19 protein-coding genes are annotated in these 17,928 nt (G+C 54.0%); 12 read left to right on the forward strand and 7 right to left on the reverse strand.

The features are described from left to right. The first annotated feature begins 14 nt into the window (after window positions 1-14). The 7 genes from AC4EYZ_RS18310 to AC4EYZ_RS18340 all read left to right on the forward strand — a co-directional run bounded on the left by AC4EYZ_RS18310 (window position 15) and on the right by AC4EYZ_RS18340 (window position 5,949). The gene (locus AC4EYZ_RS18310) at window positions 15-1,448 is read left to right on the forward strand and encodes an aspartate aminotransferase family protein (RefSeq protein WP_474192240.1); all 1,434 of its coding nucleotides are present in this window, start codon (window positions 15-17) and stop codon (window positions 1,446-1,448) included. Between the two features lie 129 nt (window positions 1,449-1,577). Further along, a complete protein-coding gene (locus tag AC4EYZ_RS18315) occupies window positions 1,578-2,255 on the forward strand; it encodes a haloacid dehalogenase type II (RefSeq protein ID WP_027958050.1) in 678 nt (225 codons plus the stop codon). A gap of 61 nt (window positions 2,256-2,316) precedes the next feature. After that, window positions 2,317-2,664, forward strand: a complete 348-nt coding sequence (locus AC4EYZ_RS18320) for a putative quinol monooxygenase (protein ID WP_027958049.1) — start codon at window positions 2,317-2,319, stop codon at window positions 2,662-2,664. A 33-nt stretch (window positions 2,665-2,697) separates the two neighbouring features. Continuing rightward, window positions 2,698-3,165 carry an S-ribosylhomocysteine lyase gene (locus tag AC4EYZ_RS18325; protein ID WP_022522331.1) on the forward strand — a complete coding sequence of 156 codons (468 nt, stop codon included), beginning with the start codon at window positions 2,698-2,700 and terminating at the stop codon, window positions 3,163-3,165. 161 nt (window positions 3,166-3,326) lie between these two features. Continuing rightward, a complete protein-coding gene (locus tag AC4EYZ_RS18330) occupies window positions 3,327-3,938 on the forward strand; it encodes a LysE family translocator (RefSeq protein ID WP_474192239.1) in 612 nt (203 codons plus the stop codon). A 98-nt stretch (window positions 3,939-4,036) separates the two neighbouring features. Beyond that, on the forward strand, window positions 4,037-5,074 hold the full coding sequence (locus AC4EYZ_RS18335; RefSeq protein ID WP_009287346.1) for a CNNM domain-containing protein: 1,038 nt from the start codon (window positions 4,037-4,039) through the stop codon (window positions 5,072-5,074). 224 nt (window positions 5,075-5,298) lie between these two features. Further along, entirely contained in the window at window positions 5,299-5,949 is a 651-nt protein-coding gene (locus AC4EYZ_RS18340) for a peroxiredoxin (RefSeq protein WP_022522333.1), read from the forward strand. A gap of 170 nt (window positions 5,950-6,119) precedes the next feature. Here AC4EYZ_RS18340 and AC4EYZ_RS18345 read toward each other — a convergent pair whose 3' ends face one another. Continuing rightward, on the reverse strand, window positions 6,120-6,323 hold the full coding sequence (locus AC4EYZ_RS18345) for a zf-HC2 domain-containing protein (RefSeq protein ID WP_081742556.1): 204 nt from the start codon (window positions 6,321-6,323) through the stop codon (window positions 6,120-6,122). 16 nt (window positions 6,324-6,339) lie between these two features. Then, a complete protein-coding gene (locus AC4EYZ_RS18350) occupies window positions 6,340-6,909 on the reverse strand; it encodes a sigma-70 family RNA polymerase sigma factor (RefSeq protein ID WP_474192238.1) in 570 nt (189 codons plus the stop codon). Window positions 6,910-7,058: 149 nt separating this feature from the next. Here AC4EYZ_RS18350 and AC4EYZ_RS18355 point away from each other — a divergent pair, with 149 nt between their 5' ends. After that, window positions 7,059-7,859 (forward strand): ZIP family metal transporter, encoded by an 801-nt coding sequence (locus AC4EYZ_RS18355; RefSeq protein ID WP_009287345.1) that lies wholly within the window; start codon window positions 7,059-7,061, stop codon window positions 7,857-7,859. 7 nt (window positions 7,860-7,866) lie between these two features. Here AC4EYZ_RS18355 and AC4EYZ_RS18360 read toward each other — a convergent pair whose 3' ends face one another. Beyond that, the gene (locus AC4EYZ_RS18360) at window positions 7,867-8,346 is read right to left on the reverse strand and encodes a MerR family transcriptional regulator (protein ID WP_022522335.1); all 480 of its coding nucleotides are present in this window, start codon (window positions 8,344-8,346) and stop codon (window positions 7,867-7,869) included. A 68-nt stretch (window positions 8,347-8,414) separates the two neighbouring features. Between AC4EYZ_RS18360 and AC4EYZ_RS18365 the strand changes: the two genes are divergently transcribed. Next, window positions 8,415-10,625, forward strand: coding sequence for a heavy metal translocating P-type ATPase (locus tag AC4EYZ_RS18365; protein WP_490203940.1), 2,211 nt, complete (start codon window positions 8,415-8,417; stop codon window positions 10,623-10,625). A 25-nt stretch (window positions 10,626-10,650) separates the two neighbouring features. On the opposite strand, the gene AC4EYZ_RS18370 is transcribed toward AC4EYZ_RS18365, so the two are convergent. Further along, window positions 10,651-11,667, reverse strand: coding sequence for an isocitrate dehydrogenase (locus AC4EYZ_RS18370; protein WP_009287343.1), 1,017 nt, complete (start codon window positions 11,665-11,667; stop codon window positions 10,651-10,653). A 642-nt stretch (window positions 11,668-12,309) separates the two neighbouring features. Here AC4EYZ_RS18370 and AC4EYZ_RS18375 point away from each other — a divergent pair. The 3 genes from AC4EYZ_RS18375 to cfa all read left to right on the forward strand — a co-directional run bounded on the left by AC4EYZ_RS18375 (window position 12,310) and on the right by cfa (window position 16,060). Continuing rightward, window positions 12,310-13,800 carry a SulP family inorganic anion transporter gene (locus tag AC4EYZ_RS18375; protein WP_039859372.1) on the forward strand — a complete coding sequence of 497 codons (1,491 nt, stop codon included), beginning with the start codon at window positions 12,310-12,312 and terminating at the stop codon, window positions 13,798-13,800. 19 nt (window positions 13,801-13,819) lie between these two features. After that, window positions 13,820-14,677, forward strand: a complete 858-nt coding sequence (locus AC4EYZ_RS18380; protein WP_041158837.1) for a universal stress protein — start codon at window positions 13,820-13,822, stop codon at window positions 14,675-14,677. A gap of 222 nt (window positions 14,678-14,899) precedes the next feature. Beyond that, window positions 14,900-16,060: a cyclopropane fatty acyl phospholipid synthase gene (cfa, locus tag AC4EYZ_RS18385; RefSeq protein WP_474191923.1), complete on the forward strand. Its 1,161-nt coding sequence runs from the start codon at window positions 14,900-14,902 to the stop codon at window positions 16,058-16,060. 17 nt (window positions 16,061-16,077) lie between these two features. Here the strand turns inward: cfa and AC4EYZ_RS18390 are convergent, their stop codons facing one another. Genes AC4EYZ_RS18390 through AC4EYZ_RS18400 form a run of 3 tightly spaced genes read right to left on the reverse strand, consistent with a single transcriptional unit; the run spans window position 16,078 to window position 17,865 of the window. Beyond that, window positions 16,078-17,034 (reverse strand): arsenic resistance protein, encoded by a 957-nt coding sequence (locus AC4EYZ_RS18390; RefSeq protein WP_009287340.1) that lies wholly within the window; start codon window positions 17,032-17,034, stop codon window positions 16,078-16,080. A gap of 46 nt (window positions 17,035-17,080) precedes the next feature. Next, the gene (gene crcB / locus AC4EYZ_RS18395) at window positions 17,081-17,467 is read right to left on the reverse strand and encodes a fluoride efflux transporter CrcB (RefSeq protein WP_027958040.1); all 387 of its coding nucleotides are present in this window, start codon (window positions 17,465-17,467) and stop codon (window positions 17,081-17,083) included. Continuing rightward, entirely contained in the window at window positions 17,464-17,865 is a 402-nt protein-coding gene (locus AC4EYZ_RS18400; protein ID WP_474191924.1) for a fluoride efflux transporter FluC, read from the reverse strand. Before AC4EYZ_RS18400 ends, crcB begins: the two co-directional genes overlap by 4 nt. Window positions 17,866-17,928 lie beyond the last annotated feature (63 nt).

The following is a 17,928-nucleotide window of genomic DNA, read 5'->3' on the forward strand; positions in this document are numbered from 1 at the left end:
ACAGAGAGAACACTATGAGCTTGCATCAGGATTTGATCGAACGCGACCGTAAAGTCACTTTCCACGCCTCTACCCACTTGCGCGATTTCGCCCATGGCGATGCGCCGGGCCGCGTGATTACCGGCGGCAAAGGCATCAATATCGTGGATAAGGACGGCCGCGAATTTATCGACGGCTTTGCCGGGCTTTACTGCGTCAACATCGGCTACGGGCGCACCGAAGTCGCCGAGGCGATCTATAAGCAGGCACTTGAACTCTCTTACTATCATACCTACGTAGGTCACTCCAACGAGCCGCAGATCGAGCTTTCCGAGCGTATTCTAAAAATCGCCGGGATGAATATGTCCAAGGTTTACTACGGCATGTCGGGTTCTGATGCCAACGAAACCCAGCTCAAGATCGTACGCTACTACAACAACGTGCTGGGCCGTCCGCAGAAGAAAAAGGTTATCTCACGTATGCGTGGTTACCATGGTTCGGGCATTGCCTCGGGCTCGCTGACCGGCCTGAAAGCGTTCCACGACCACTTCGATCTGCCCATCGATACCATTCGCCATACCGAAGCGCCGCATTACTACCTGCGTGCCGCCGAACAGCACGGCATGACCGAGCTGGAGTTCTCTGCGTATTGCGCTGAGAAACTGGAAGCGATGATTCTGGAAGAAGGCCCGGATACCGTGGCCGCCTTTATCGGTGAGCCGGTACTGGGTACTGGCGGTATCGTACCGCCGCCGGAAGGCTACTGGGATGCCATTCAAAGCGTGCTGGCGAAGTATGACGTGCTGCTGATTGCCGATGAAGTGGTCTGTGGCTTTGGCCGTACCGGCTCTGACTTCGGTAGCCACCACTACAATATGAAGCCTGATCTGGTCACCATCGCCAAGGGCTTAACTAGCGCCTACCAGCCGCTCTCCGGCGTGATTGTGGGTGAGAAAGTCTGGCAGGTGCTGGAGCAGGGCACCGGTGAGTACGGCCCCATCGGCCACGGCTGGACCTACTCTGGCCACGCCCTGGGCTGTGCGGCAGGGCTAGCTAACCTGGATATCATCGAGCGTGAAAACCTGGTGGGTAACGCGTCGGAAACCGGTGCTTACTTCCAGCAGCAGCTAAAAGCCAATTTCGAAGGTCATCCGTTGCTGGGCGACGTTCGTGGTGTAGGCCTGATGGCGGCACTGGAGTTCTCTCTGGATGCCAAGCAGCGCCTGCACTTCGACCCAGCGCTTAAAGTTGGCCCTCGCGTGGCGGCTGCCGCCATGGAAGAGAACCTGATTGCCCGGGCCATGCCGCAAGGCGATATTCTCGGCTTTGCGCCGCCGCTGACCATTAATCGTGGTGAAGTGGACGAGATGATTGGCCGCGCCAAGCGCGCCATTGACCGGGTTACCGATGAGCTTACGCGCTCTGGCGACCTGAAAAGCGGTGAAAAAGAGGCCGCGTTTACGGTCTGACCGAGTGTCGTAGCCTTCTGAGCGCCGCTGCCTGTGCAGCGGCGCTTTTGTTATTGAAGGTGTCGTCTATGCTAAAGATATAAGCTGAACTCAGGTCACAATCAATTGAAAGTTAAGGAGTAGCCAACGATGCAACCGGTCTTAGCCTTCGATGTATACGGTACGCTGATCGATACCCAAGGCGTTACCGTTGAGCTCGAACATCGCCTAACGGATGCTTCCAAAGCTGGCGAATTTGCTCGCCGCTGGCGCGATAAGCAGCTTGAGTACAGCTTTCGCCACGGCCTGATGGGGGCTTACGTGCCGTTCTCGGAGTGCACCCGCGAAGCGCTGGTTTTTATTGACCGTGCACTGCAAACCGGGCTTTCGGATAATGACCAAGATCATCTGATGACGGTGTATGCTGAGCTGCCCGCGTTTGACGATGTAGTGCCTGCGCTCGATCAGCTTCGCGAAGCGGGCATACGCTGCGTGGCGTTTTCGAACGGCACAGCAGATGCCGTGTCCAAGTTACTCACTCGAGCAGGCGTTGAGAGCCATATGGACGATGTAATCAGCGCCGATGAGGTAAAACGCTTTAAGCCAGACCCCGCAGTGTACGCGCATTTGCGTAGCCGCTTAGAGACACGCCCCGAGCACACATGGTTGGTTTCCAGTAACCCTTTTGATGTGATTGGCGCCACCCACGCAGGCCTACGCAGTGCCTGGATACGGCGCAGTTCCGACGCCCCTTTCGACCCTTGGGGTGTCGAGCCGGATATGACGGTTACCGATCTAGAAGCATTGGCAGAGCGCATAATCCGCTAGGTTGTTAACCTACGTCGACAAGCCGCATAATGACGTACGCTTAACGACTTAGGAGATGACCATGTCAGAAAAAATTTACTGTGTTGCCGGTTTTAGGCCCAAACCTGGCAAAGAAGAAGCGGTATTCAAAGCGCTTCAGTCGTTAGAGCCGAACACCCACCGGGAAGATGCGTGCATTCACTACACCGTAACCCGGCAGATTGATAACCCCTTCGCCCAGGGCACCAGTTATCCGATTGTTTTTCATGAAATCTGGGCCAGTCGCGAAGAGTTTGAAGCCCATTGTCAGCGCAAAGAGATTCAAGACTTCTTTGCCAAGCACGTTGAAGCGCCGGATGGCGATATCGAAGATGCCAACGTGTGTGTTTATACCGACGAACCATGGAATTTTGACGCGCCCAAGGTTTAAGCGAATCAAGGTTTCAGTGAAAAAGGAGCCAACATGACCGATAAAAAGATGAACGTCGAGAGCTTTAACCTTGATCACACCAAGGTAAAAGCCCCGTACGTTCGGTTAGCCGATATTAAAGAAGGCCAGAACGGCGACCGTATTCATAAATATGACTTGCGTATCTGCCAGCCCAATAAAGAGCATATGGAGATGCCGGCGCTGCACTCCCTTGAGCACTTGATGGCTGAGCTGTCGCGCAATCACACCGATAAAGTGGTCGATATCAGCCCCATGGGCTGCCAAACCGGCTTCTACATCGCAATGATTAACCACGACGACTACGACGGTGTGATCACTATCATCGAACAAACCCTGAACGATGTGCTAGAAGCCACCGAAGTACCTGCCTGCAACGAGATGCAGTGCGGCTGGGCCGCCAGCCACAGCCTGGAAGGCGCTAAAGAATTGGCCAAAGGCCTACTGGCCAAGCGTAGTGAGTGGACTGAAGTGTTCGCCTAAGCGCTATGTGGCAGCAAAAGGTCGTTAGACGGCGCCTCCCCCTTGTTACATATAGCAAAGGGGAGGCGTTTTTATTGAGTGTGCTTTAACGAATGGAAAACGCCGACCAACAGTGACATGCTGGCGCATTGAAAGCATTTTTTCATGGGGGAGGCGTTACTATGCTGTTGGACACGTGGCTTTTATACCTAATCGCCTGCCTTGGCCTTTCGCTTTCGCCTGGGCCAAACGGCCTGCTGGCGCTGGCCCACGGCGCGCTACATGGCAGCCGTAGAACCCTGTTTACCATCGTAGGCGGCGCCACAGGATTTATGCTGATTATTGCCCTGTGCATGTTTGGCATTGGTGCGCTGCTTAAGTCGTCGGTGGTGTGGTTAACAGTGCTGAAATGGGTCGGTGGGGGGTATCTTATTTGGCTGGGCATCCAGGTATGGCGCTCGCCGCCGATTACGGGCGAGGTGGATGTGAGCGCAAGCCAAGCGAGCGGGTGGCATCTGTACCGCCAGGGGGTGCTGGCATCGGTTACCAACCCCAAGGTACTGTTATTTTTTAGCGCTTTTCTACCTCAGTTTATCGACCCACAGCGCAGTTTGATGCTGCAATATTTCGTGCTGGCAGGCACCTTTGTGGCTATTGAATGTATGGTTGAAGGCCTGCTCGCCAATATGGCTAACCGCATTCGCCACTGGCTGAAGCGTGTTGGCCGCGGCTTCAATCGCACTTGCGGCGGCATCTTCGTTGCCATCGGGGCTGCGTTGCCGCTGCGCCCATGAATGCGGCTTTGCGTGGTGGCGAGCGCACGATAGAGAACCATTGACTTCCGCTTATGATGCCCCTATAAACTGGGTACAACCCATCACTCTAGGCCCTCATGTTCCTCCTAATCACGATTGCTACCCTTTCAATCGCGTTCTCGTTTTTATGTTCCATCCTTGAAGCGGCGCTTCTTTCAATTACACCCAGCTATATTGCTAAGCAGAAAGAAGACAACCCCAAGCTGCACGCCTCGCTTACGCGCCTGAAGGCTAATATCGACCGGCCCCTAGCCGCTATTTTGACGCTCAATACGATTGCCCATACTGTGGGTGCAACTGCTGTGGGGGCTCAAGCGGCGGTCGTGTTTGGCGAAGCCTCTATTGCCATCGTTTCGGCAGTAATGACAATGGCGATTTTAATACTGTCGGAAATTATTCCTAAAACCATAGGCGCGACGTACTGGCGCGGCTTGTCACCGTATTTGCCACGCCTGTTAAACCCGATGATCATTGGCTTGCTGCCTTTTATCTGGATGTCGGAGCAGATCACCCGCCGGCTAGGTAAGTCAGAGCATGATGTCGATCTGCGTGATGAAATTAAAGTACTTGCCCGCGTCGGCCTGGAAGAGAAGGTTCTGGACGAGGACGAGTCGCGCACCATTATCAATATGCTCAACTTGCACGATATCGTCGTCAGCAAAGCGATGACGCCGCGCACGGTGTGTGAAACCGTTTTGCCTGACATGACCGTGAAAACGTTCGATGAGCAGTATGGCAAAGCACCGTTTACGCGCTTCCCAGTGATGGACAACGGTGAGCAGGCCTTTGGTTATGTGCATAAAGCAGATATGTACCACGCTGACGATGCCAAAACGATGCGCGAGTTGATGCATCCGATTGGCAGCGTGGACGTCTCACATAACATCGAGCAGGTATTCACCTCTATGCTAAAAGATCACCTGCACATGCGGGTTGTCTACGACGAGCATGGCACTTTTGTAGGTTTAATCACGTTAGAAGACATTATCGAAACCATTCTGGGGCAAGATATTGTCGATGAGACCGACAATGTGGCCAATCTACGCCACTATGCTAAACAGCAGTGGATCAAGCGGGTTAAACGGGAAGATAAAGCTGCCAAAGCAGCCGAGTAATCCCAAAGAAGGTGCTCTCTGTTGTTGATTTAAAGCGGCGCCTTGGGGCGCCGTTCTGCTTTTACAGGCATTTATATTCAGGCTTTTACGCCGTTAGACTACGCTTGGCAGAGCGAGGGAACGTTGTACTACGACTCGCTGTCTTAGCGCTAAATGATCTATAGTGAAGGTGTTGAAAGTCAAATAAGCTATTAGGGCGTCTAACGCCCATTAAGGAGGAAAGCATGTCATTACGTATTAATGCAGTCGTGCCCGATTTCGAAGCGGAGACGAGCCAAGGGCCGATTCGTTTTCATGACTGGATTGGCGACAGCTGGGCGATCCTGTTTTCGCATCCTAAAGACTTTACCCCGGTTTGCACGACAGAATTCGGTGCCGTCGCGCAGCTGAGCGCAGAGTGGAAGAAACGTGGCACCAAAGTAATCGGTGTTTCCGTGGATGGTGTTGAAGACCACAAACGCTGGGGCAATGACATCCAAACCGTCAGCGGCAGCGAAGTCGATTTTCCGATCATCGCCGACGACGGTCTTACGGTGTCAAAGCTGTATGACATGCTGCCGGAAGATGCCTACCTGCCCGATGGCCGCACGCCAGCAGACAGCGCAACGGTGCGCTCGGTGTTTATTATCGGGCCGGATAAGCAGTTGAAGCTTTCCATGACCTATCCAATGACCGTAGGGCGTAACTTTGCGGAAATCCTACGCGCCCTGGATGCATTGCAAACCACGACGAAACACGGCGTTGCCACCCCAGCTGATTGGACGATAGGTCAGGACGTGATTATTCCGCCTAGCGTTTCTGACGCCGATGCCAAGCAGAAGTATGGCGAGTATGAAACGGTTCTTCCTTACCTGCGTAAGACGCCACTGCGTTAATTGCGTTAGTAGAATAGTGTAAAAAGCGAAAAGCCAGCGCCTATGCGCTGGCTTTTGCATGGGCCATCAAGTGGACTCTATACAATGTTTTTGTCGGGCGTACGTAGGAGTTCGCTGACGGAGAAGCGAAGCAGGAGAGAGTAGTGGTTTGCAGCACTTAGCCGAAAAAGCTAATCGTCTAGCGTTTTGCGGGAAGAGATTCGCGAGGCGGGGTGGTGGTCGCTAATGTTGTGCAACAGATCAAATTGGCGGGCGCAGTGACGGCAATCCCGGCACATCGACAGGTGAAGACGAAGAGCCATCTTTTCACGCAATGTTAATATTTTGTCCTGTTTTAAAGACATCAACCTCGTGGCTTCGCGGCACATAAGCATATCAGGTTCCCCTCAGCTAATTTAACCAACCATGATCCAAGCACTCTCTTAGCCGTAAACGCGCACGGTGTAAGATGACCCAGCAGTTGGTTTCAGTAATGCCGGTTTCCTTACAGATCTCTGTGGTGGAGAGCCCCATGAGTTCACGCAAGGTAAATACGCGTGCGATATTCTCCGGTAAGGCTATCAAGCAGGCATCAAATACTTGCCAAAAACGCTGGTTTTCTAACACCTGCTCAGGCTCTCCCCAGTGGCTGGGGCGGGCAGCGCTTTGCCAGTGACCATCCTGTTGAAATAGACGGTCAAGGGTGTCGTCATCTAAGTCCAGGCCTAACGGTTGCCAAGTACCTTGACGGCGCTGTTGACGCAGTTGATCCAGAATTTTGTATTTTAATATGCCAAATACCCAGGTCTCGAACTCGGAGCGCCCTTCAAAGGTGGCGCTTTTCTCAAAGGCGGTGAGCAGGGTCTCCTGTACAGCATCTTCAGCGGCGGTAGAGTCGCGTAACTGCAGGCGCGCAAAGGCCACTAAGCGGGGTCGTAGCTGGGTAAAGTGGGCGGCGTCGAACGTAGCGGAATGAGGCACGAGAATCCCCTTTTAATGTTCCCAAGGCGCACTACTGACATCGCGCTAATGAAAACCATCGTTATTTATTCATTAGGCATTAATGCGTTAAAGTACGTGTTGATACCACGTTAGACAACAACGTGTCGTTCTCTTTGATGCCTTTCTGAATGCCAACCGAGTTTATGCTGTCCATGGAAAATACGTTGTTATTAGGGTTTTTGGGCAGCTTAATTGCTGGATTGTTGACGGCGGTAGGTGCGCTACCGGTGCTGCTAGGTAAAACGCCTAGCCGTGGCTTTCGTGATTTGGCGTTAGGTTTTGCGGCGGGGGTAATGCTGGCAGCGTCATTCTTTTCGCTGATTATTCCAGCGCTTGACGCTGCGGAAATCTATTATCCCGGTGGCCCCGTGCCTGCCGCGATTGTTTGTGCGGCTATTTTGTTAGGAATGGGCGCGATTGCGCTGCTTAACGAGCATCTGCCCCATGAGCATTTTGCCCAGGGCCGTGAAGGGCCGGAGGCTGCATCGCTTCGCCGGGTGTGGCTGTTTGTGTTTGCGATTACTATCCACAACCTGCCGGAAGGCATGGCAGTGGGCGTTGGCTTTGGGGCCAATGGGTTAGAGGGCGGTATGCCCCTGGCGATCGGTATTGGCTTACAGAACATGCCAGAAGGACTCGCCGTTGCGGTCGCCTTAATGGGCGAAGGCTACTCAAAGTGGCGCTCCTGGTCGATTGCTGCGCTAACCGGCCTAATCGAGCCCGTTGGCGGGCTATTTGGTGCCAGTATTGTCAGCGTTTCCCAAATACTGCTGCCCTGGGGCCTGGCCTTTGCCGCCGGCGCGATGCTGTACGTGATCAGCCACGAAATCATCCCCGAAACCCACCGCTGCGGGCACCAGAAAAAAGCCACCTTTGGCTTGGCGATGGGGCTGGTGATTATGCTGTTCTTGGATGTGTGGCTGGGTTAATTGCGCGTTAACCTATGACATCCGCGCCACCGTGAGGCCCCGTTTGATGGCACAATCGGTGGTCGCTGAGTACGTCAATAATATGGCACTGGCCAACATTGCCCCCCGCACATTGATTGATCATGCGTTTGAGCTCATCGCGTACCGAGGTGAGTCGTGCAAGTCGTGCCTCGACCTCGGCTAGGTGACGCTTCGCTAGCGTGTCTACCTCTTCGCAGGGCATAGTGGGGTAATCCGCCATTTGTAACAGCTCCCGGACTGCCTCCACCGAAAAGCCAAAATCCCGCGCATGGCGAATAAACGTCAAACGGCGGATAGCAGCAGTAGTGTAGCGCCGCTGATTGCCTTCGTTGCGCGGTGCTGAAGGCAGTAGCCCAATCTGTTCGTAGTAGCGCACCGTTTCTGGCTTGCAGCCGGACTCGCGTGCCAGCTCACCAATGCCGATATAACGCTCAGTGGCAGTTGGCTCAGGGGTTTGATCTTTCATTACTTGAACCTCTAGTGACTACAGGTATTACGCTGCTCCTAAGATAGACTAACTTGGAGCAAAGAGCGATGAGTACGACCACACCGGCTAAAACCTCTGCAGTTTCTCCGTCGCCGACCACCCTGCGCGTGCAAGGTATGGACTGCGGTGGCTGCGAACGTAAAGTTGAGGCGGCGCTAAATCGTTTAAACCATGTTGAACATGTTTCCGCGAGTTCTGTCACCGGCTCGGTGCGATTAACCGCACCGCCCGGTAAGACCCTGCCACATTCCGATATTGAGTCAACGATCACGGCTCTGGGCTACCAGGTAATCGATGAGTCGGTGAACACAACTGAATCGGAAAAGTCGTCCTCATGGTGGCAGTCGCCTAAAGGGCGTTTGGTGATTGTCAGTGGTGTATTGCTGGCGCTTGCCTGGGGGCTTAAATTCGCCTGGCCCACCCTGGGCAGTTGGCCGTTCATCGCCGCAACGGTCGTTGGTCTTGTGCCGGTTATTCAGCGTGCTTGGCAGGCGCTTAAGATGGGTAACCCTTTCACCATTGAAATGCTGATGAGCATCGCAGCCCTAGGGGCACTGGCGATAAACGCCGCCGCTGAAGCGGCAGTGGTGGTGTTTCTATTTGCAGTGGGGGAGATGCTGGAAGGCGTTGCCGCCGCTCAGGCGCGCCGCAGTATTTCGACGCTTTCCAAGCTGACTCCCTCTACTGCGCGGTTGATGGAGCAGGGCGAAGCTCGGGAAGTTGCTGCCGCGTCTCTGGTGCCGGGGCAACGAGTGCAGGTACGCCCTGGCGACCGTCTGCCCTGTGACGGGCAAATTATTGCCGGTCACTCCTCGATTGATGAATCGCCTGTGAATGGTGAGTCGGTGCCACGGGAGCGTAGCGAAGGCGAGTCAGTATTTGCTGGCACCGTCAATCTGGATGGCGTGCTTGAAGTTGAGGTAACCCGCAGCGCTGAAAACAACACCATCGCCCGAGTGATTAAGCTCGTGGAGGAGGCTCAGGCGGCCAAAGCACCAGTGGCGCGTTTTATTGACCGCTTTGCGTTTTACTATATGCCTGCGGTCGTCGGGGTGGCGCTGCTGGTCGCTATCGTACCGCCGCTGGTATCGACGATGCTGTGGTCGGAATCCATCTATCGCGCCCTAGCGCTACTGCTTATTGCTTGCCCCTGTGCGCTGGTGATTTCGACGCCCGCGGCCATTGCAGCCGGGTTATCGGTGGGCGCTCGCAACGGTCTGCTGATGAAAGGCGGTGCGGTATTAGAGCAGTTAGGCAAACTCAAGCGGGTCGCGCTGGATAAAACCGGCACGCTAACCGCGGGCAAACCCACCGTGACGGATGTAGAGAGCCTTGAAGCTGGTAGCCGTCTTGATAAAAGCCGTTGCGCTGAGATAGTGCGTCTTGCTGCCGCTCTGGAGCAGGGCTCGAGCCACCCCCTCGCTGTGGCGATCAGTGACTATTATGACCGGCAGGAGGGGGCTTCGGTACCTACTGTGCAAGGTGCTCGTGCGCTAGCAGGGCAGGGCGTTGCCGGACACGTCGAAGGACGTGAGTTAATGCTGGTGAGCCCGCGCTATTTACAATCTTTCACCCAGCACACCGGTGAGATAAAAGCCCGTATTGCGGCGTTGGAAGCGCAGGGCAAAAGCCTGGCCGTACTGATAGAAAGAGGGATAGAAGGAGAGGACGGGATAGAAAGTGAGCGCCTATTAGGACTAATCGCTCTGCGTGATGAACCCCGTGAAGATGCTCGCGAAGGTCTTCAAGCGTTAGAGCGCCTAGGTGTGCAAGCCGTGATGCTCAGCGGTGATAATGCCCGCACCGTGGCGGCCATTGGTGAACAGTTGGGCATTGAAGCAGAAGGCGAGCTGATGCCGGAAGATAAAGCCCAGCGCGTGCGCGAGTGGCAGGCGCAAGGGCTTGGGCCAGTGGGTAAAGTGGGCGATGGTATTAACGATGCACCAGCACTCGCAGCGGCAGAAGTGGGTATTGCCATGGGTAGCGGTACCGATGTGGCGCTTGAAACCGCCGACGCCGCGCTGCTTAAAAACCGCGTAGGTGGGATAGCCGAGATGATCGCACTTTCCCGGGCGACCATGCGCAATGTAAAAACCAACGTGGCCTTGGCGCTTGGCTTCAAGGCGCTGTTTTTGGTCTCTACGGTGCTGGGGATTACAGGGATGTGGGTCGCGGTAATGGCTGACACTGGGGCGACCGTGCTGGTCACCCTCAATGCATTGTACTTATTGCGTTACCGCTTTAATGAAATTGGCTAGAAAGCGATCAGCTAGAAAGAGTCGACTAGTGGCTCTGTACGTACTCAACCAACGCCTGGGCGAAGGAGTCGGTAGAGCCAGTGCCGCCCATATCGGGGGTGACCATATCGCGGCGGGTTTCCAGCACGGTACGGATACCCTGGCGGATGGCGGTGCCTTTCTCTGTCATGCCCAGGTGATCAAGCATTTGTGCTGCGGCGAGCAGCAAGGCGCAGGGGTTAGCGATGTTTTTGCCTTCGATATCCGGCGCTGAGCCATGCACAGCTTCAAAGATCGCTGCTTTTTCGCCGATGTTCGCCCCTGGAGCCAAACCCAAACCGCCGACTAAGCCTGCGCAAAGGTCAGAGAGAATATCGCCAAACAGGTTGGTAGTGACCACCACATCAAACTGATGTGGGTTCATTACCAGCTGCATGCAGGCGTTATCGACGATCATCTCTTGGAATTCGATCTCGGGGTACTCTTTGGCAATCTCCCGCGCTACGTCCAGAAATAAACCCGAGCTGGTTTTGATAATGTTGGCTTTGTGTACCGCGGTGACTTTTTTGCGACCGTTGTTTTTGGCCAGCTCAAAGGCGTAGCGCACAATGCGCTCGGAGCCTTTGCGAGTCACTTTGATCACCGAAATGCCAGTATCGCCGTCGTCGATCATCTCCTGGCCGTCGGAAAGATACGCGCCTTCGGTGTTTTCGCGCACGGTGATCATATCAATATCGTCGTAGCGCGAACGAGTACCGGGGAAGCTAATCGCCGGGCGCACGTTGGCATAAAGGTCAAAGTGACGACGTAGCTGTACGTTAATCGAGGAGAAGCCCTTGCCAATCGGCGTGGTTAGCGGGCCTTTCAGCGCGATGCCGTATTTTTCGATGGCATCCAACGACTCTTGAGGAATCAGCGTGCCATGCTTTTCAAGGGCACCTAAACCAGCATCGATGTGCTGGTAGGTTAAGCCACAATCCAAGGCGTCGAGTACTCGCAGCGTGGCCTCCATAATTTCGGGGCCGATACCGTCGCCCTTGATGACTGCAATAGATTGGCTCATTGACTGCTCCTCTTTAAATCGGCAGGCGTGTTCAGTAAAGAATAGCGTGCCGCTTCAACGTGCAAAGTTGGGATTTAATATCCTGTTAGTTAGCGGCGCAATGGTACTTCAGAAAGGGGGCAGAGGTCACTTTACCTATCGTAGTGGTCTATTACGTAGTGGTAGAACCTGACTAGCGGTGTTAGACGTGAGGTGCAATGCAGCAGAATTCCTGGTAGGATACGGCACTTTGTCGCACCTTGCTTGCCTACAATATGCTTTTTTGCGACACGTTTTATGCACGACTCTTTCTTTTCGCAACTGTAAAAGAATCTCTGCCAATGAATGTATTCAAACATTGCTTTTCAGGGCTGATGACTCCGCCCTAGCCCCTCGCTTCCCCTAAAGGTGCTGATAGTGCATTCATTGTGCTGTCATCGCTTTCTGGTACTTGTTTCTAGTGCCTTCTTTTAAAGTGCTTATGTTTTCAGTACTCAAGTTTTCAGTACCTGAATTTAGCGGCACCTAACGCTAGCTCACCACTATTTAAAATAAAAAGCTGATTATCCCAGCGTGCCAATGTGTTGGCGGTGCTTCCTCTTGTTGGCTGCGCTGTTTGACCGCTTTTGGCCTGTTATTAACCTAAAACCATGGATCCCTTGCATGTACGAAAAGTTTAAACAATCCTGGCTCTCCAACCTCAAGGGCGACACCCTTGCGGGGATTGTCGTGGCTCTTGCGCTAATCCCCGAGGCCATTGCGTTCTCGATCATCGCTGGCGTTGACCCGAAAGTCGGCCTTTACGCCTCCTTCGCTATCTGTGTGATTATCGCCTTTACTGGCGGCCGCTCCGGCATGATTTCAGCGGCAACCGGCGCCATGGCGCTACTCATGATTACCCTGGTGAAAGAGCACGGTTTAGAGTACCTGCTGGCCGCCACGCTGTTGACCGGTGTGCTGCAGATTGTGGCAGGATATCTAAAGCTTGCTGAGTTGATGCGATTCGTATCGCGCTCGGTGGTGACTGGGTTTGTCAACGCGCTCGCTATCCTGATCTTTATGGCCCAGTTGCCTGAACTGACGGGCGTCACTTGGCACGTTTATGCCATGACCGTTGCGGGCTTAGCCATCATTTACGGCTTCCCCTATGTGCCGGTAGTTGGTAAAGCCATTCCTTCGCCACTGGTATGTATTGTCGTGCTCACCGCTGTGTACATGCTGACTGGCATGGATATTCGCAGCGTTGGCGATATGGGCGAGCTGCCCGATAGCCTGCCGATGTTTTTGTGGCCTGATGTGCCGCTGAACGTTGAAACCCTAATGATCATCCTGCCCTATTCGCTAATGTTAACCGTGGTGGGCCTGCTTGAATCGATGATGACGGCGACCATTATTGATGACTTAACTGATACCAAGAGCGATAAAAACCGCGAGTGTAAAGGCCAGGGTATTGCCAACATTGGCGCGGGTTTGATTGGCGGTATGGCGGGCTGCGCCATGATTGGCCAATCAGTGATCAACATTAAATCCGGTGGTCGTCGTCGTACCTCGACGTTAATTGCCGGTATCGCACTACTGCTGATGGTGGTCTTCCTGGCGGATTGGGTATCCCAGATCCCCATGGCCGCGCTGGTGGCGGTAATGATTATGGTCTCTATCGGTACCTTTAGTTGGGAATCGATTCGCGATCTGAAAAAGCACCCCATGAGCACCAATATCGTCATGGTGGCCACCGTTATCGTTACGGTAGGTACTCACAACTTGGCGATTGGCGTGTTCGTTGGTGTGCTGTTGGCGGCGATGTTCTTTGCCAACAAAGTCGGCAACATCATGTATATCGGCTCCAAAGAAATAGAGCCGGGGAAAGAGCGTGAATACGAAGTCGTCGGTCAGGTATTTTTTGCTTCCTCCGAACGCTTTATCGGCGCGTTCGATTTCAAAGAGAGTATCGATAAAGTCACTATCAACCTCTCCCGGGCGCATTTCTGGGATATTACCGCCGTGCAGGCGCTGGATCGCGTGGTGATTAAATTCCGCCGTGAAGGGACCGAGGTAGAGCTTGTGGGCTTGAGCGAGGCCAGTGCGACGGTCGTGGATCGCTATGCGGTACACAACGACCCCGAAGCGGTTGAAAAGCTGATGGGCGGCCACTAACCAACGCAAGGAGAGCGACATGACAGATCAAGTATTAGCCGCTATTGACGGCTCCCAGTTTTCTGAAGGCGTCTGCGATTATGCTGCCTGGGCAAGCTTGGCTATGGATGCACCGTTAACCTTTGTGCATGTGGTCGACAACCACTCAGCAGTACCCGAAGAGCAGAACCTTTCCGGCAACCTGCGTTTCGGTGCCCGCGAAAGGCTGATGAAAGAGCTTTCCGAGCTTGATGAGCAGCGCGCTAAAGTGAATCGCGAGCATGGCAAGCTGATGCTGGAAGCAGCTAAAGAGCGGGCAATTGAGGATGGGGTCATTGACCCCGTTACTCGCCAGCGCAATGGCACCCTGGTAGAGAGCCTGTTAGAGCTTGAAAACGAGGTGCGTTTGCTGGTGGTGGGTAAGCGCGGTGAAACCGCCCACCAGGCCAGTGGCCACCTTGGCTCTAACCTTGAACGGGTGGCGCGTGAATTGCACCGTCCGATCCTGATGGTGCCGAAAACCTTCAAGCGACCTGAAAAGATATTGATGGCCTTTGACGGCAGCAAAACCGCCCGTAAAGGCGTCGAGATGCTGGCTCGTTCGCCGCTTTTTGCTGGCACTGAGTGCCATGTGCTGATCGTGGGTGCGGAAACGGCTGAACGCCGTTCCGAGCTTGAGTGGGCGTTAGGCATATTGCGCGATGCGGGCCACCAAGCCGAAGGCGCCATTCGTGCAGGCGAGGTAGATGAAGCCCTGCAAGCTTACGAAAAAGAGCATGGTATTGACCTGCTGGTGATGGGCGCTTATGGGCACTCGCGTATTCGCCACTTGCTGGTAGGTAGCACCACAACGGCTATGCTACGTGGTAGCCGCATACCGGTGCTGATTTTGCGCTAAGGCTCAATAAGCTAAAACTCAAAAAAAGCAGCAGCGCATAACCGTTTAGCTCGCTTTGCGTATTACCTTCGCAGCCGGCCCTCTTTCTTGAGTGAGCCGGCTTTTTAGTCTCTGCAGTGCATAAATGATCTCCATCAAATGATGCTAATGTTGCCATGCGCTTCTATGCTAGTAGTCAGGTTGTAACCTATTCACCCACTGGAATAGCGTAAGGAGCCTGCTGTGAACATGCCTATGTTGGAAAAAAAGCCTGTTGGCTTCGACGAAGCCTCTACTTCCCACCGTTTTGTTGCTGAGCTACTGGCCCAAGCCGATATTCATTTCGACGGGCACCGCCCCTGGGATATCCAATTGAATGCCCCCGGCGTTATTGATAGCGCTCTTTCGCGAGGCAATCTTGGGTTTGGCGAAAGCTACATGAAGGGGGACTGGAACGCCGATCGGCTTGATGAGCTGTTTTACCGCTTAATGCGTGCCCAGCTCGGGCAGCGTATCAAGCCCACTCAATTGATTTATCACTCTCTGCGTTCGCGCCTGCTGAATCGGCAAACGGTGAAGCGTGCCTGGGAAGTGGGCGAAAAGCATTACGATCTGGGTAATGACTTCTACGCGGCCATGCTCGATCAGCGCATGACCTACACCTGCGGCTACTGGAAAGATGCCAAAACCCTGGACGAGGCCCAGGGAGCCAAGCTCGATCTCGTCTGCCGTAAATTGCAATTAAAGCCAGGCATGCGCGTGCTGGATATTGGCTGCGGCTGGGGAAGCTTCATGGCCTACGCGGCTGAGCACTATGGTGTTGAGTGCGTGGGCCTGACTATCTCCAAAGAGCAAGCGGAGTTTGGGCAACGATTGATCAAAAAGGGCTTGCCGGTAGAGTTTCGACTGCAGGATTACCGCAATGAAAGCGAGCAGTTTGACCGTATTGTCAGCATCGGCATGTTTGAGCATGTGGGGCATAAAAATTATCGCGAGTATATGAACGTGGTTAACCGCTGCTTAAAGGATGACGGCCTGTTTTTGCTACATACCATCGGCAAAAACTTAAGCAACACGGTGACTGACCCCTGGATTGATAAATATATTTTCCCCAATGGCGAACTGCCCACCTTGGGGCAAATAGCTGATGCCGCCGAAGCACTGTTTGTGGTGGAGGATGTGCATAACTTTGGGGCTGATTACGACCGTACTCTGATGGCATGGCACAATAATTTCGAGAGGCACTGGCCCACATTCGAAAGCCAGTATGGCGAGCGTTTCTATCGCATGTGGCGCTACTACCTGCTGAGTTGCGCCGGTGCTTTCCGAGCCAGAGAAATTCATCTTTGGCAACTGGTGATGAGTAAGCAGGGGGTACTGGGCGGTTATTCCCGCGTTAGCTAATCGCTATCTAACACAAGCTAGGGATCTGGCAGTAGCTTATTGGGCACCCAGCGTAAGAGTGTCACCATACCAAATAGCTCTACCAGTGATTGAAACACCACCACCACAACCGCCGCCTGCCAAGCGCTGGGTAGCGTCAGGGCGATGGGCAACATCATAAAAGAGTTACGTGTACCAAAGCTAAACGCTAGCGTTCTAGCGCTGGCGGTGGGTAGCTTAAACAACTTGCCAAGCCCCTTACCCAATAGAGCTGCAAAGAGTAAAAAACCAATAAAAATAAACACCACCTGAACCAACACTTGGCTAAGGCCGAACACAGTGTTGACCTGGGAAGCGGCGATCATAAACACCACTAAGGCCAGTAAGGGCACTGGCAGTATTCCCAGGTAATACACGGTGCGTTTAACTGCCTTGTGACGCTGGGCTATGTACTCGGTTAACCAGGCGAGTGCTAAAGGCGTGAGAATAAGCCCTGCAAAAGCGCTCAATAGTTCTTTAGAGAGCGTTAGCTGAAACCACTCACTGCCCAGGAACAGCCACAAATAAACGGGTAACGCGACTAACTGCACCAGCAGCAGTAGTGGGGCGGCGGCAACGGCCCGAGCGCTATCGCCCTTGCCTAAATGCGTGAAGGTGATAAACCAATCGGTGCAGGGCACCAGCAGTACCAGTAAAACGCCTGCCAGCACGGCGGGGGAGAGTGGTAGCCAAATAACGGTAAGGGCTAAAAAGGCTGGAATGGCAATAAAGTTACCGACCATCAACGCGGCCATAAAGCGTGTGTCAGCGAAGCTTCGGGCAATATGCAGCAAAGGAATTTGCGTAAAGGTGGCGTAAAGCAGCACCGCTAACAGCGGCCATAAAAAATGCGCTAGCGGCTCAGCGAATTGCGGTGCTCTGATGCCTAACGTTAGGCCTAAGCCAATGAAAATCAGGTAGAGCCAAGACTGATGCTTTTCCATCTGATCGCGCATGCTGGCACATCCTGTCGCTAACGGTTTTGCAATCGGGGCTGTTTTGCTAACGAAAAAGCGCCATGCGCTCACCCACCACGGCAGCGCCCAGCCAAAGGGGAAGGCTAACCACAATGTAAACCAGCGCAATCCCCGGGCGGCCTAACTGCACCAGATGCAGTGTCTCTAAGCTAAATAGCGAAAAGGTGGTAAAACCGCCGCAAAAACCGGCCACCAATAATGGCTGAAAACGCGCTAGCTGGCTGTGGGGGGAGCGCGAGAGGGTGGCGGCCAACCAACCGATTAAGCACGAACCCAGTACGTTAACAATGAGTGTTCCCCAGGGGAAATAGCCCCCTAGTGCTGCCTGGGATAATAGCGAAACGCCGTAGCGCAGCGCGCTGCCCACGCCGCTACCGACACCTACCGCAAGGTAAGCCTTCCAGGCGCTCATAAGGTCGCTCCTGACAGAGAAGCCCCTGATAACAACCAGCCCAGGGTGACCATGACTAAACCAAGCAGCAGCGTGGTGCCCACATTAATGCCTGCGCGGAGTTGCTGGCCGCCCTGCCATAGCTCAATGGTCTGCAAGCTAAAAGAGGAGACAGTGGTGTAGCCACCTAACACACCTCCGATGGTGAACAGCCATACAGAAGAGGGGGCGCTAGCGATACCTAGGCTGCCGAGCAGCCAGCCCGCTAGAAAGGCTCCGCTGGCGTTAACCGCCAGGGTTCCCCAGGGGAAGGCCTTGCCGAGATAGCAGGCGAGTAGATTTGAAACCGCAAATCGTCCCATCCCGCCCAGCGCGCCGCCTAGTGCGACTAACAGTACGCTTGTTAAGCCATGCCCCATGCTTTCCTCCGAGTCGCCAACTTCAATAGGCAGCTAAGTTTAGCATGTGCGTTTTATAGCGTC

The organism is Vreelandella sp. 162(4c), from assembly GCF_058152265.1.